The organism is Acetobacter lovaniensis (assembly GCF_014207635.1).
Lineage (GTDB): Bacteria > Pseudomonadota > Alphaproteobacteria > Acetobacterales > Acetobacteraceae > Acetobacter > Acetobacter lovaniensis.
Genome location: NZ_JACHIE010000030.1, coordinates 1 through 14,211, shown reverse-complemented (window position 1 = coordinate 14,211; position 14,211 = coordinate 1). Strand labels below are relative to the sequence as shown.

General features: G+C 46.3%; 15 protein-coding genes and 1 tRNA gene. 5 read left to right on the top strand and 11 right to left on the bottom strand.

The genetic code is table 11. The features are described 5' to 3' along the window. Nucleotides 1-106: 106 nt before the first annotated feature. The 5 genes from HNR55_RS16220 to HNR55_RS16200 all read right to left on the bottom strand — a co-directional run bounded on the left by HNR55_RS16220 (nt 107) and on the right by HNR55_RS16200 (nt 3,603). Nucleotides 107-1,042 carry a polyprenyl synthetase family protein gene (locus tag HNR55_RS16220; RefSeq protein ID WP_166117076.1) on the bottom strand — a complete coding sequence of 312 codons (936 nt, stop codon included), beginning with the start codon at nt 1,040-1,042 and terminating at the stop codon, nt 107-109. A 1-nt stretch (nt 1,043) separates the two neighbouring features. Then, the gene (locus HNR55_RS16215) at nt 1,044-1,298 is read right to left on the bottom strand and encodes an exodeoxyribonuclease VII small subunit (protein WP_173957829.1); all 255 of its coding nucleotides are present in this window, start codon (nt 1,296-1,298) and stop codon (nt 1,044-1,046) included. 93 nt (nt 1,299-1,391) lie between these two features. Next, nucleotides 1,392-1,619, bottom strand: coding sequence for a sulfurtransferase TusA family protein (locus HNR55_RS16210; protein ID WP_166117078.1), 228 nt, complete (start codon nt 1,617-1,619; stop codon nt 1,392-1,394). A gap of 71 nt (nt 1,620-1,690) precedes the next feature. Further along, nucleotides 1,691-2,476: an RlmE family RNA methyltransferase gene (locus HNR55_RS16205; protein ID WP_166117080.1), complete on the bottom strand. Its 786-nt coding sequence runs from the start codon at nt 2,474-2,476 to the stop codon at nt 1,691-1,693. After that, nucleotides 2,473-3,603 (bottom strand): Ppx/GppA phosphatase family protein, encoded by a 1,131-nt coding sequence (locus HNR55_RS16200; RefSeq protein ID WP_166117082.1) that lies wholly within the window; start codon nt 3,601-3,603, stop codon nt 2,473-2,475. Before HNR55_RS16200 ends, HNR55_RS16205 begins: the two co-directional genes overlap by 4 nt. Before the next feature lie 194 nt (nt 3,604-3,797). On the opposite strand from HNR55_RS16200, the gene HNR55_RS16195 reads away from it, so the two are divergent. Both HNR55_RS16195 and HNR55_RS16190 read left to right on the top strand, forming a co-directional pair. Further along, a tRNA-Gln gene (locus tag HNR55_RS16195) sits at nt 3,798-3,871 on the top strand. 103 nt (nt 3,872-3,974) lie between these two features. Beyond that, nucleotides 3,975-5,624 carry a tyrosine-type recombinase/integrase gene (locus HNR55_RS16190; RefSeq protein ID WP_166117084.1) on the top strand — a complete coding sequence of 550 codons (1,650 nt, stop codon included), beginning with the start codon at nt 3,975-3,977 and terminating at the stop codon, nt 5,622-5,624. 16 nt (nt 5,625-5,640) lie between these two features. On the opposite strand, the gene HNR55_RS16185 is transcribed toward HNR55_RS16190, so the two are convergent. Together HNR55_RS16185 and HNR55_RS16180 are read right to left on the bottom strand one after the other, a co-directional pair. Further along, on the bottom strand, nt 5,641-6,270 hold the full coding sequence (locus HNR55_RS16185; RefSeq protein WP_166117086.1) for a recombinase family protein: 630 nt from the start codon (nt 6,268-6,270) through the stop codon (nt 5,641-5,643). Beyond that, entirely contained in the window at nt 6,267-6,812 is a 546-nt protein-coding gene (locus HNR55_RS16180; protein ID WP_166117088.1) for a hypothetical protein, read from the bottom strand. Before HNR55_RS16180 ends, HNR55_RS16185 begins: the two co-directional genes overlap by 4 nt. Nucleotides 6,813-7,244: 432 nt before the next feature. On the opposite strand from HNR55_RS16180, the gene HNR55_RS16175 reads away from it, so the two are divergent. Together HNR55_RS16175 and HNR55_RS16170 are read left to right on the top strand one after the other, a co-directional pair. Then, nucleotides 7,245-7,442 (top strand): Flp family type IVb pilin, encoded by a 198-nt coding sequence (locus HNR55_RS16175; protein ID WP_166117090.1) that lies wholly within the window; start codon nt 7,245-7,247, stop codon nt 7,440-7,442. 160 nt (nt 7,443-7,602) lie between these two features. Continuing rightward, on the top strand, nt 7,603-8,397 hold the full coding sequence (locus HNR55_RS16170; protein WP_166117092.1) for a Flp family type IVb pilin: 795 nt from the start codon (nt 7,603-7,605) through the stop codon (nt 8,395-8,397). A gap of 71 nt (nt 8,398-8,468) precedes the next feature. Here the strand turns inward: HNR55_RS16170 and HNR55_RS16165 are convergent, their stop codons facing one another. The 4 genes from HNR55_RS16165 to HNR55_RS16150 form a co-directional block, all read right to left on the bottom strand. Then, the gene (locus tag HNR55_RS16165) at nt 8,469-10,217 is read right to left on the bottom strand and encodes a hypothetical protein (protein ID WP_166117094.1); all 1,749 of its coding nucleotides are present in this window, start codon (nt 10,215-10,217) and stop codon (nt 8,469-8,471) included. Continuing rightward, nucleotides 10,217-10,615: a hypothetical protein gene (locus HNR55_RS16160; protein WP_166117096.1), complete on the bottom strand. Its 399-nt coding sequence runs from the start codon at nt 10,613-10,615 to the stop codon at nt 10,217-10,219. The genes HNR55_RS16165 and HNR55_RS16160 overlap by 1 nt, the downstream gene beginning before the upstream one ends. A gap of 208 nt (nt 10,616-10,823) precedes the next feature. Beyond that, nucleotides 10,824-11,660 carry a hypothetical protein gene (locus HNR55_RS16155; RefSeq protein WP_166117098.1) on the bottom strand — a complete coding sequence of 279 codons (837 nt, stop codon included), beginning with the start codon at nt 11,658-11,660 and terminating at the stop codon, nt 10,824-10,826. Between the two features lie 59 nt (nt 11,661-11,719). After that, nucleotides 11,720-12,130 carry a hypothetical protein gene (locus HNR55_RS16150; protein ID WP_166117100.1) on the bottom strand — a complete coding sequence of 137 codons (411 nt, stop codon included), beginning with the start codon at nt 12,128-12,130 and terminating at the stop codon, nt 11,720-11,722. 247 nt (nt 12,131-12,377) lie between these two features. Between HNR55_RS16150 and HNR55_RS16145 the strand changes: the two genes are divergently transcribed. Continuing rightward, the gene (locus tag HNR55_RS16145) at nt 12,378-14,156 is read left to right on the top strand and encodes a restriction endonuclease (protein WP_242005653.1); all 1,779 of its coding nucleotides are present in this window, start codon (nt 12,378-12,380) and stop codon (nt 14,154-14,156) included. Nucleotides 14,157-14,211 lie beyond the last annotated feature (55 nt).

The following is a 14,211-nucleotide window of genomic DNA, read 5'->3' as shown; positions in this document are numbered from 1 at the left end:
CTCAACAGACAGGTTGCGCAGGTCCGCAGGAACCCGAACACGATCCAGCGCAGGAAAACGGCCAAAAGTGGGAATCGGTGACGCGGCGTTCTGGTCAGCCATGTTCTCAGTTTCTCCGTTCGATCACGTAGTAGGCAAGATCTCGCAGCCGGTCAGCCTGTGCGCCAAAGGGTGCGAGTTCGGCAATCGCGGCTTCGGTTACGCGCGCGGCCTCATTTCTTGCGCCATCAATTCCAAGAAGTGCCACAAAAGTGGACTTGCCGGAGGCTTCATCTTTGCCTGCGGTTTTACCCAGTTCTTCGGCCGTGGCTGTGGCGTCCAGCACATCATCCGCTATCTGGAACGCTGCGCCGATATTTGCTCCATATGCCCTAAGGCGCTTGCGCAGATCAGCCGAAGCCTGCCCCAGAATAGCACCTGCTTCAGCCGAATAACGGATGAGGCAGCCAGTTTTAAGCGCATGCAGGTGGCGGACTTCATCCAGCGGAAGGGCACGCCCTTCGCCTTCCATGTCGATCATCTGCCCGCCAACCATACCAGCGGCACCCGAAGCTTCGGCAAAACTCTGGATCAAGTCGATGCGCACATCCGCACTTGCATGCGTATGGGCTGCGGCAAGGATTTCGAACGCTCTGGTCTGCAGGGCGTCTCCGGCCAGGATAGCGGTTGCCTCGTCAAACTTGCGATGCGTGGAGGGCTGACCGCGGCGCATGTCATCATCATCCATGGCAGGCAGGTCATCATGCACCAAGGAATAGGCGTGCAGCATTTCAACAGATGCGGCTACTCTGGCGGACTGGCTTTCCGGCACGCCGAACAGGCTGGCGGCCGTAACCGCCAGATAGCCGCGCAGGCGCTTGCCACCGCCCAGAGTGGCATAACGCATGGCGTCTATCAGCCGCGCATCCCCTCCTTTTGTGGGCGGAAGCAGGGCGTCGATCGTGCTTTCGATCACGCCTGCACGTGCGCTCATGTCCTGTTTGAGGAGCGCAGTGTCAGTTGCGCGAATGATTGTGGTTTGCGTCGGCTCAGTCATCGACATCTCAGTCCATCGGTTTCATGTCCAACGACCCGTCGGACCGTTGCACGATCGCCTGCACGCGGGCTTCTGCTTCACTCAGCTTGGCCTCACAATGCTGCCGCAGGGCCGCGCCGCGCTCATATGCCTTAATGGCATCTTCCAGCTTCATCTGGCCACCTTCCAAACCGCGCACAATTTTTTCCAGTTCGGAAAGCGCATCTTCAAAAGACAGCGAAGTGATGTTGTCCGGCATCGTGCGGGCGTCCCTATCCTTCATGAAGGGCAGCCAATAGCGCGAGAAGGGGCCTTCTGCCAAGCCTTGCTTGTCAATGACAGGTGGAATTTCAGCTATGACCGAAAATTATCAGCCTTACGCCCGCCGTTTGATCGTAAAGGCGAAAACTCCGTTTTCATCGGCAAAAGAGACAAGGGCATGCCCGGTCTCCCTGCAGAAAACCTGAAAATCGGACACGGAAGCCCGATCAGTCGCCAGAACCCTTAAACGCGCCCCCTCGGGTAACCCACGAAGAACACGATTGGCTTTGAGAACGGGGAGGGGACAACTCAACCCCCTGACATCAAGAACAGTCTCACTCATGGTCACACTTCAATATCATTGCTTCAAAGTCACCCTGACCGAACAGGCCTGCCGCACTCCACGCCGCATTCTCAGGCTTTGAGCCTGTGCGGCCTGAAACCCGTGGCAACAACGTAGAGTTCCGCCGAATCCTTACGGCTGGCTGGCGGCTTGGCGTGACGCACAAGGGAGAATGCCTGCTTCAGGGTATCCAGCATGGCTCTTTCCGACCCACCCTGAAACACCTTGGCAACGAACCCGCCGCCTTCGGCCAGAATCTCGAATGCAAAATGCAGGGCTTCTTCAGTCAGGCCGATAATGCGGATATGATCAGTCGGCCCATGGCCGGTTGTATTGGGTGCCATGTCCGATACAACAAGGTCCGCCTTGCCGCCCAGCATGGTTGTTAAGGTGGTAGCCATATCGGGGTCTGTAAAATCCCCTTCGATGATTTCCGCACCCGGTACGGGGTCAACCGGCAGCAAATCGACACCGACCACCTGAGCAGCGCCACGCTTGACCAGAACCTGTGTCCATCCCCCAGGGGCCGCACCCAGATCCACAACACGCATCCCCGGACGGATCAGACCAAACTTGTCATCAAGCTCAATCAGCTTAAACGCCGCGCGGGAGCGCCAGCCCTGTTTGTGAGCCGCCTGCACATATGGGTCGTTCAACTGGCGTGCGAGCCATTTCTGCTGGGCTGTCGTCCTGCCCCGCGCGGTTCTGAGGGACACTGTCTGCGTGCGCATCCGCTGCGGCGCATCAGCATCATCCTTTGCCAGCTTGCCGCCTGGGGTTGCGCTGCTTTTGCGCGCACGCCCGGGAACACGCAATGTGGAAGAATGCCCTGATGAACGGGGTTTCTTGTCGCTCATAAACCTGTTGCCTGCATTAAATTCTGTGTGGAAAGAGCCTGTCGGGGATGAAGAGGCCGCGTAGAACGGCGCGACATGGAAGAGGCTTTGCGCAGCATGCGTAGAATCATGCCATCTCGTAACCCACGATCGGCAACAATAATATCCTGCATGGGCCATATATCGTGAATAGCTTCAAAAATAGCGCAGCCAGGCAGCACAAAAAGGGCGCGATCCGGGCCAATGCATGGGTGACTTTCAATATTGCTCAGCCCCATATCCCGCAACTTGCGCATGGCAAGGCGCGCGCTACTGGCGGGCAGTAATGACCCGTCAACTGCCGCGCGGGCATAACGTGGGAGATTAAGGATAAGACTGGCAAGGGTTGTAACCGTGCCACTCGTGCCGATCAGCCGGACCTGATCGCGCCTGATCTCCGAACGGATACGATGAACGTTCTCAAAGTCATTCAAGAATGTGCGGGTATACTCAACCATGGCACGGTAACGCTCAGTCGTCAGGTCTTCCATTGGCCCGAACTGTTCCGATAACGTGACCACGCCAACCGGCAGACTGAGGTAGCCGATCAGGGATTCTGTCTGTTGCGCAGTATCGCTGCGTATCCATGCAACTTCGGTAGAACCACCCCCTATGTCAAACAGGAGCGCTCTGTTCCGTGGTGGACCGAAGCGAGGATTATGAATGAGGTTGGCGCAACTCTCGACCGCCAGACTGGCTTCTTCACGGCCGGATATAACATGAATGTCAAAGCCAGCCGCAGCCTGAGCGCGCGCAATGAAATCCCGCCCATTAACCGCGCGACGGCAGGCCTCGGTTGCAACCGCCCGAAACATTCCCACCTTTCGCCGTGCCAGCCGGTCCGCACAGATCTGCAGCGCTTCGACCGTACGCCCCATTGCGTCCTCGCTCAGGCGACCCGTGTGATGCAGACCTTCCCCCAACCGCACGGCGCGGGTGAAACTGTCCACCACCCTAAAGCCACCAACCGTTTGTGCAGCAATCATCAGGCGACAGTTATTGGTGCCCAGATCCAGCGCGCCGAAGAGATCCGCCTCCCCACTCATGCCATTCGAAAGAGGGAACAGTCTGTTGACCGAGGAACCGGCCCAGGGAAGAGAGTGATCCATCTATCCGGTCCTTGGTCGTCAGGGTTGCACACATCTTTGTCTTATTCTGGGGACCGCGTGGCTTGGGGACAAGATAAATATGCACTCCAAACAAAATTCTTTTGTTGAATGGGGTTGCAAGCCCAATATGACAGTGCTAGTAGAGCGTCACCGGCACGGAAGTGGTGTTTTACACTTCTAAAGCGTCGTCCTGCTGGGGGATAGTTTAGCGGTAGAACTACCGGCTCTGACCCGGTCAGCCCTGGTTCGAATCCAGGTCCCCCAGCCATTTTTTCTCCTAAGTCATTGAAATTATTGACAAAAATTTCCACCCTTTTTGAGGGCTGGTGGAGAACTTCTCCACTTCCTTCTCCACCAAGGGTTGGCTGGAGATGTTACGCAAAATCGGTCGTTCCTATCATTTTCGTAGAAAAGTTCCTCTCGTAGCTCGTCCATTCATTGGAAAGCAGGAACTCTGGTTCGCTCTGGATACATCCAACCGGGTTACGGCCACCGCGAGAGGTGGTATGATTTATGGACAGGTTGAAGCGATTTTTGATGATTGTCGTCACATGTCCAAAGATGAAGAATATGTAAGATTATTAGAAGAAGGGTTGACTGAAGCAGAAGCAGTCATCGCCCAGCAAGAGCACGTCCTCACCTTATTCACTAAACAAAGCGAACTTCGACGCTTCATGGAATTGCTCTCTGTCCATGACCGTTTCCAGTCATTTATTCATGAGCAAGCAACGAGGCTGAAAGAAATCAGTCAGCATTTGGGGAAGGTCACTCAAAAACAAGAAGTGACACAAGCCAGACTCGAAGAAAGCCGTGAAGGCCGAAACGAACTGACAGAAGCCTTAAAACAAATGGCTTCTATCGCATCCAGCATGATGCAAATGGCACAAAACAATCAACTCGCACCTAGCGTTCAGTATCAAACGCTCAAGCCACAAAATAGTCCATTGTTATCCGAAATTGCTGAAACGTATATTGAGACCAAACAAAAAGATTATAAAAATGACAGAGACGTAAGAGTTCTCCGCAACACTTTCGCAATGTTCATGGAAGTCATGGGAGACAAACCAGTCGGAGAATATTCCGGCAAAGATGCTCATGAATTTATCCAGACATTAAGACGCCTTCCAAGAAACTATGGGAAAAGTTGTTATTATACTCCCATCAAGGATGCGGTTTCTGCTGCAGATTTCAAAGATAAACAGGGAGAAACTATTGAGCGTATGAGTGAGGTGACGATTGAAAAACGCATCACATTTATCAATGGTTTATGGGATTTTTTGCTACCTATTGAGCATGTCCAAAAAAATATCTGGAAAGGATTTAAGTTCAAAACAGAAACCATTCGTCACGTATCTGACTGGTCAGAGGAAAACCTGATTAAGTTAACTAATCTACATTTTGTTAGTAAGTCCGTTTCACGCCAAACTTATGCTTTTATTACATCCATCGGGGCTTATAGTGGGATGAGGCAAGGCGAGATTTGTCATCTTCGTTGTGAAGACTTTGTTCATACTGATGATGGGTGGGTTATGTATGTACAAGACCATGCACCTACAGAAGTTGCAGGAAAGCTGGTTAGATTCTCACCAAAAACAGAAGCAGGGGAACGTGTGGTTCCTGTCCATCCAGAACTTATTAAGGTGGGCTTAATCAGGCATGTAGAACGTATGAGGAACGCAGGAAAAACCTTTATTTTCCATGACTTGACACCATCTGGCTCCATGAACCATCTATCAACAAAGTTCCAAAAAGCTTTTAGCCTTCATAAACAGAGGGCAGGGGTCACAGACGACACTGTTTTCCATTCATTCCGTCATAGTGTTTCAACCATTCTCAGGAATGAAGATGCTACGATTAGAGAGGTTTGGATTGATTCAGTCCTGGGACATATTGGAGATAGTTCCAAAAAATCCCAAGGTATTACGACTTACCTGCATAAAATTGGAATCAAAAATCTAAAAAAGACCATTAACAGAATTCACTACCCTGAAAGTTTTCAGATTTCAAAACTATTCGAATAATAAATTAAGTGCATATTTATTTTTGAGTATTCTGATTCAGTGTCTCAAAAATACTGGTCTGACGTGTAAACTGGTTTTTCTGTTGCATAGCCTGAACACGTCTGACCAATGTGGCTAAAGACACACCCGCAATGGAAGACGCATGTCTGTAGCTTTTTCCAGATGCTAAAAGGTCCAGAGCATGTTGCACCTTTGCAGAACTGGCTTTGGGTCTGCCTATGGGACGACCTGTTTTCGTTCCATATTTCTGAGCATGGTCTATGCCACTTCTAATGCGCTCATTAATGGTCTCACGCTCATTCTGAGCAATGACAGACATCAACAGATAACTGACACGGCTTGACCTGTCTGACGTATCTACACCCTCTGTCAGACTTCTGACTGTTATGCCTTTCTGATCAAATTCTTCCAGAAGCCTTGCCAGATGGGCTGTTCGTCTTCCAAGCCTGTCCACTTTCCAGACTGTCAGAACATCGCCCTTGTGCAACAGATTTAACAAACTGTTTAACTGTGGCCTGTCTTCTGTTGCACCGGAAATGACATCCATGAAAATTCTTTCTTTTGGAATCCCGGCTTCCAGCAATCGACTGACCTGCATATCAGTCGACTGGTCTCTGGTGCTGACACGTGCATATCCATAAATCATTGCACACCGCCAAAGACATGCAGGGCTGTCACTCTGTCCGCAAGGAAATAGCGGGCCAGATAATCTCCCAATGCATAATCACCGGGAAAGTAGCTCTTCAGGACAGAAGCACAGCTACAATCAAGGTCACGATTGAAATACGACAGGTGATTTTTGCCATCTCCCTTTATGATTTCAATGTCCCTTAAAACACCTTCCAAAAAAGCCACTATGAAAACGGATAACTGGTCTTCGCCATATTTTTCAATAATCTGTGGAGCAAGCACGTCCAGAATATTCTGGATGGCATCAGAATGATATAAATCTAATAATTTATAGGCTTGGTCTTCTATCGTGCCTTCAAGCTTGTTGTTTGCGGGATATGTCGGGAATTCACGCAATGCGGAAATATAGGATTCCTGCATTGTCTGTGTAATTTTAGAGGATTGCAGGAATGTCCTGAAGTCTTTGACATATCCTGGTGCGATGTCATCAAACCCCTCAACAGGTGAAAAAATATGATGGATGGTCAGGTTGCCTGTGCGGAATGTAATTTCACTCATAGAATGTCTCCTTAAATTGTTAATCAGGGATTATTTTCTAAAATACTTTTGAATATACAATATTGAATACGATTTTCCCTTTGTATTTACATAATAAGGAATGCGTATTCAAAAAGTCAAGTTTTTGAAACGGTATTTATTTAAATATTTTTACCATTACTTAAAAATTATCTTTGAAGAAAATTACAGGCTCACATTTTTGGAAATTTTTTACGGGCAATAAAAAACCACCAAACTGCTTTCGGGAGGGAGTTTGATGGTCACTTATGTCGCTACAACATAAGATTATTATTTTATACATAAATGATAATGTCAAGAAAATAAATTATAAAAAGTTCGTTTTTCTTGAAAATATGCAAATCAATACAGTATTATGTATTTAAGGCATCATAATAGTATGGTGCTCTATATTAATATTTGGAGGATTTTCATATGAAAACTTTAGTTAAAACATTTAAAAACAAAGTCGGGGCAACTGCCATTGAATATGGTCTGATTGCTGCCATAATTTCTGTTGGTATTATCGGTGCTGTTGGGACTGTTGGAACACAATTAAAGAGCACATTTAATAATGTTGGTACAACCTTGAGTAGTGCCAATGCTTCTGTTTCTTCTGGTTCTGGTCAATAATCCAAAATCTATGTGTCATACGTTATGGGGAACCTTTCGGGGTTCCTTTTTTTTATGTCTACAATCTGGAAGAATTTTTCTGAATAGTTCGATATGTTTGAAGTTATTCCTGAATATATATTACAATAAATATGTATATATACAAAGGAGGATTTCAAATATGATTTATTATAAAAAGAAAATACAGCAGGACGTTGGAGCAACTGCTGTCGAATATGGCATACTTTCTGCCCTGATTGCTGTTGTGACGATTTTAGGTTTACAGGCAACAGGAACAAACCTTGGGACAACCTATTGCACCATAGCCAATCAATTAAGTCAGGCTGTTGGAGCAGGAGCCACAGCATCCGGTTGCTCTGCTACGTCTTCTTCAAGCAGTTCTTCCAGTAGCAGTGCAGACAGTTCTGGTTCCTCTGCTGACAGCAGTAGCTCTAGCAGTTCCAGTGATTCGAGTTCATCTGGCTCTGATAGTTCTTCTTCATCAAGCACTCAGGGTGAGTATAATTCGTCTAATAGTTATTCTGTAAGTGACCCATCCCAGGAAATAGGTAATTTAAACGCATTAATGACAAAATATCCACAGACTAACATTGCATCTATGACGGGTATTTATGATTCAAATGGAAATCCGATAACAACGCCTCAACAATATGCTGAAGCAATTGGTCTGTCTGATGACACTTTCCAAGCATTGTCTCATGTTTTAACGGGTACTAATTCATCAAGTGAATATTCTTTTCAAACTGAATTGGCAGAGGTTACTGCGTCTGGAAAATCCGTTTATATTCCAAGCTTATCTGATGTAACCTTCACAAGTAGTGATGGGCACGGATATTCTTATGACCATGACATGACCACAAATACATCAACAATAAGAAATCAATTGTGGCGTCTGACAGGTAATTCAAGCGGATCAACTATTATACAACAACTAAACTCACCTACAGGAGATTAAAAACAGAAAACCAGCCTACTATGGCTTTCATGAGGAACCTTTCGAGGTTCCTTTTTTTATGTGTATTTCCTTTACATTTTCAATGCATTTGAATGGTTTTCAACGTCTGAATTGTTCTGTCTCATCCATGCCATGGCTTCATTTGTATTCTGAAGAATTTTCGCATTTTCCTGGTCGATGATTTTGTTTTCCAGATAGCCCATATTTCTGGAAATCATCTGTGTCAGAATATCCTTTCCATGCAGGTTCAGGAAAAACTCAAACGTGACAGGAATTCTGTTCTGTTGGGCATGTAACTTCTGATAATTCCTGTAGGATGCCCTGTATAAAAGATAACTTTCAAACAGGATATTTTCCTGCTGGTCTTCTGACATCATGTTCCATGTCGCATCACTGATAGGTGCAGGAAGCCCAAAATTCATGGCAATGGGATAAGGCTTGTTTCTGATAGTCACAGACCCACCAAAAAACAGGCTCAGAAATAGTTCCACCAGCAAAAGCAGAATGTTGCTGTCGATGCTGTTGTTCCATTGGTCAAGCCAGTATTGCTGGTCTTTGAGGTTCTGATAGGCTCTGCGATAAAAATACCAGTCTTCCTGTTTTGCCTGTTTCAATCTGGCTTTGATGTCCCTGATATGATAAGGGGTTATCAGAACAAGATGGGACAGGCTGGCAACATGGGTGATATGTTTGTTCAGTTTTCCAGTGCTGATAATCTTTTCAATATCTGGCTTTGAGAAGATATAATCTGCTTTTGCTGGTCTGAAATGGTTTCGAGCAATTGCTGTATCTGGTCGATGGGTGAGGGTTTGTCTCCTGTCTGGTTGCTCATCAGGTCGAGAATGTCCTGTGTGTTCCTGTTCGCTCCACAGGCTTCCTGATAGGTCTGCTGGTATAAAGTCATCCTCTTGTCCTGTTCCGAGTTCTGGAATGGTTCTGTCATTAATTTTTCCTTTCTTCTGAATGTCTGCATAAAATGGGAGGTCATACCCCCTGACGTAGTCCACAGCCTGTTTTGCTGTGATTTTCAGAGGTTTTCCCTCTGCTTTGGAAGCCATGTTGACCAGCCTGTTCAGCGCATGAACATTGCCCGTCTGGTCTATGACAACCGGCCCCTTATCCCCCATAGCCAGATGACAGCCATAGGTCTTTAACTGCTCCATGAGAACAGTCGGGACAAAGCTCTTCCAGCCCTTGAGAACGATTACAGCCAATCCAGCCTTATCAATATGGGTGCGTTCCTGTTGAGCACGTTCCTGGGGCTTCAGTTTCCCTCTGGTGCGTGTTCCTTCCAGTCCTGCATCCCTGAGCAATTGGGCTTCTACTGTTTTCCCTTCAGCATCCAGAGCCTTGATAACAGCATCATTATGTCTGCCGGACAGGATGGGTTCTCCTGTGCGTATTTCAGCCAGCCGGTTCAGTTTCTCACGTCTGATGAAATCGTTATCCATTCGGATACAGGAACCGGATGGCAACAGAAGGGAATACACCCTGTGCTTATGTTCCCGGCCATGTTTGACATGCACAACTTCAGTGAAGGGCTGTTTCTGGAGAGAAAATTCTTTTTCATAGGACTTCCAGAAATCAGCCCATTGGTCTGATGTCCAGTCTTTCGCGGGGTCTGCATGAACATGGTGGAGAGGCTTGGAATGGCTGGCATAACTGCCAATATGGGTGAGTTCTTTAATCTGGTCTTTCGTGCCGGTTTCAATCAACCCACGTGATGCACCGACCATGACAGCATCATTCTGACGCTTGTAGTCCAGAAGGTGACGCCATAGTCCTGAGCCACCCTTGCCACGTGTAGCCCCGCTAATCATTATTTTCCTTCAAGCTTCTTGCGGAGCCTGTCCAGATTACGCACGGCATCACGCACATCAGGGATAAGGGATTCTGCTTCAGCATGAGCCATGACATGACCCTCCTGACGTGATTTGATGGCGTATTGCACCAATGCTCCACACAGTTCAGCCGTGCTTTCCCTGAGCCTGTAAAGCTCCTTGATGTATTCCGGCTTGGGAGGTGTGCGTGGATTATAGGCTTTGACTGGCTTGACCTTCTGATATGTATCAGAGGGAGAAAGAGCACCTGCCAGACACTCGCGCACAAGACTGTTGGCTGTGATGTCACGCTGTCTGGCATGGTTTGTAATGCACGCATATTGTTCATCATCCAGACGAACCAGTAACGATTTTTTCAGTTTTCTTTTTTCACTCATGGAATGGGTCTCCTGCTTAAATGGGGGTCAACGGGGGAAAAGCATTTTCCCCCTTGCCAGTTACCAGTAGACGCAAAGCGGATACTGGTATGCCTGGCTATAATCAAAAGATAACAAAGAAGATGGCAAACAAGAGGAGAAAACAGACAATAAGAAGAAAAGGTATTTTGTAGGTCTAATACAGGTGATTTACATAAAATGTGTTACGCTATTTCCAGTTTTTATTTATACATTCATCGAAGGTTATATGTTTAAATATTCTTCCATTTTTCATTTTTTCTATCAGATGAGGTGCCCTTTTATCTTCCTTAATAAATTTTTCAAGAAATCCATATAATAAAATAATGAACTGTCCACCAAAAAATATCGACACGGAAAAAGCATCATTTTCTAATGAAATATTGTATTTGTAGAAAAAATTACCTTGACTCTTAAATCTATGAATTATATCTTCTTTATATTGCATAGATTCTGTAATGTCTTTTATGGAATGAAACTCTTTTTTATTTTTTAAATCAGCTATCCGACAAAATATATAACCACTGAAACGAAATCCAGTTATTTTATAATATATAGCATGAAGCATTTTGTAAGAAAAAGTAAACATTACATGCTGGCACTCTTTCCCTAAAGAAGCCATATAGTATCCTCGGTGCCTTAAAATATCTCCATGAATCCCAAAAGTTTCTCGGAAAGTTTTTTTCTGAAATACGGCACTACTATGAGTAGTTAACTCAGCTAATAATTCTTTATTATTATTTTTAATTCCATTTGTTATTTTTTTTAGCCTTTTTCTTTCATCTGGGTCATTTTCCATATTGTTTAATTCTTGATAAAATAAGAAGGCTGCAGCTTGCTCGTCTTTACTCGTATTATGATTACACCTGTGGCAAACAGGAAACTCGTAATCTACGGGAGCTTGCTTACGAAGAAAAAGTATTCGTGGAGGCATATGATCTATTTGTGTAGCGATGTCACCACAAATATAACAGTTAGGGTGTTTTTGAAAAAAAATGTCACGCTTCTGTTGCTTTGTTTGTGCCATGTTTCAGCTCCACTAACATTATGTTTTATAATCTTTAGAAAGCAAAACTCACAAGCAAGTCAATTTTCTCGACTGTTGGAAGTTTTCTGTTGGCGTGACCTCCTGCGAACAACCTTGCTGACAGCATCTTTCAACGCATAGGCATGGTTCCTGAGTTCTGCGAGGTCTTCAGGATTGTCCTGGATAACATCCAGCAGGGTTTCAAGGTCTTTGAAGATAACAGGAAGCTTTGTGACCTGACTTCTGACACGTTCCCTGTTTACGGCTTCACTGGTGACACGCCACCATTCCAGAACTTCTGCTTTTTCCTGCGTGGTGCATTTGTTCAGAATAGCACTGGAAACCATGGAATAGTAGCAGGGGAAAGAGCCAAGGGTTTCCTTGGTGGCTCGTTTCTTTTCAGGGCTGTATGTCCAACGACTGATTTCCCATTTGGGTGTGCCTTTGTTCTCTAATAATCGAAATTGCATGATTAAAATCTCCTTATAAAATAAATGGTCAACATTTTATAAATGTGACGTTCAAATATAATTATAAGTAAATAATAAAAAGTATTTCAAATATATTGGAGATATTATTTAATGCCGTATGGTCAGCGTGATAGAGCTACCATGAGATGGCTTATCAGGCCATGGAAAGAGGTGCTTCTCATCTTCGCATCAGAAGCTATAGTGGCCGGATAAATTTTTATCTGACCCATTCAAGGTGTGTGTCCTGATGTCTGCTCTGTCTGAACTGCTTGATTCCCTTCGTGATTCTGCTGTGAGTGAGAGCGAGAAAGGCACCTATTTTGAGGAGCTTATTGTCTGCTATCTGCGGACAGAACCAAGTTATGCGGACATTTACGACCAGGTCTGCACCTACAAGGAATGGGCAAGGGAGCATGGTCATCCTGTCAAGGATACAGGGATTGACCTGGTAGCCAGAACACGGGGAACACAGGAGTTCCATGCCATTCAGTGCAAGTTCTATGCTCCTGACCATAAAATCAGCAAAAAAGATATCGACACCTTTTTCTCGGCTTCAGGAAAAAAACATTTCTCCCGGCGTATCATTGTTGCCACCACCAATCACTGGAACAGCAACGCAGAAGATACACTGTCTGACCAGAACCCTCCTGTCAGCAAGATAGACCTGCTGGACCTTGAAAACAGTCTGATTGACTGGTCAAAATATCTTCCCAAAACGCCACCTGCTCTGCATGAAAAGAAATCCCTGCGAGAGCATCAGGCCACAGCCATTCATAAGGTTCTGGCTGGTTTCAAGACGCATGAGCGTGGCCGTCTTATCATGGCCTGTGGCACAGGGAAAACCTTCACCAGCCTGAAAATTGCGGAACAACAGGTTGGTGCTGGTGGTCTGGTTCTTTTTTTGGTGCCAAGCCTGTCCCTGCTCTCCCAGACTGTCACAGAATGGACGCAGGAAAGTCATGTGCCCCTGCATAGTTTTGCAGTCTGTTCAGACAGTGACGTGGGGAAAAAGCAACTTTCCAATTCTGATGAGATTAAGGTCAAAATCCATGAATTGGGATACCCGGCTACAACAACAGCCAAACGTCTGGCTACAGAATACCAGAAGCGTCATGACGTAACCCACATGACTGTGGTGTTCTCCACCTACCATTCCATCAAGGTCATCAGTGATGCCCAGAAAGAGTTTGGCTTTCCTGAGTTTGACCTGATTGTCTGCGATGAAGCCCATAGAACAACAGGGGTGACGTTTGGAGGTGAGGATAATGACAGTGCTTTTGTCAAAGTCCATAATCAGGAGTTTCTGAAGGGGAAACATCGTCTTTACATGACAGCCACTCCAAGAATTTATGGAGATTTGGCTCAGGAAAAAGCCATCAAGGAAGGGGCCATTGTTTATGGCATGAATAATGAGGACATTTATGGTCCTGAGTTTCATGTCATTACCTTTTCCGAGGCAGTCAGACGTAAACTGCTGGTGGATTACAAGGTCATTGTTCTGGCTGTGGATGAGGATACCGTCAGCAGGAGTGTCCAGAAACTTCTGGATGACCCTGATAATGGTCTGACTGTTTCTGATGCGTCCAAAATTATTGGATGCTGGAAAGCTCTGTCCAAGGTGGGGCTGACATTGGATGACCTGGATGCTCCCGAACCCATGAAAAGGGCTGTAGCGTTCTGTCAGGTGATTTCTCCCAATTACAAGGGGAGAACACACAAGGTCAGTTCCATCCAGATTTCCGAGATGTTCCAGAAAGTGGTGGAGGAATATCAGGATGGTGAGGATATTGAGCCCGAAGCGCGTCTGACCTGTGAAGCTGAACATGTGGATGGGGGGATGAATGCCAGTGAAAAGGAAGGCAAGCTGGCATGGCTGAAGGAAGAACCTCCAGAAAATACCTGTCGTGTCCTCTCCAACGTGCGCTGTCTGTCTGAGGGTGTGGACGTTCCGGCTCTGGATGCTGTGTTGTTTCTGACGCCTCGGAATTCTTCTGTGGTTGCCGTCCGTTATGCAAGAGTTTTCTGACCCATATTGACGTGTGATCGTGTGCGGTCTTCTGTAAGGCCTGTTGATGTGGCCT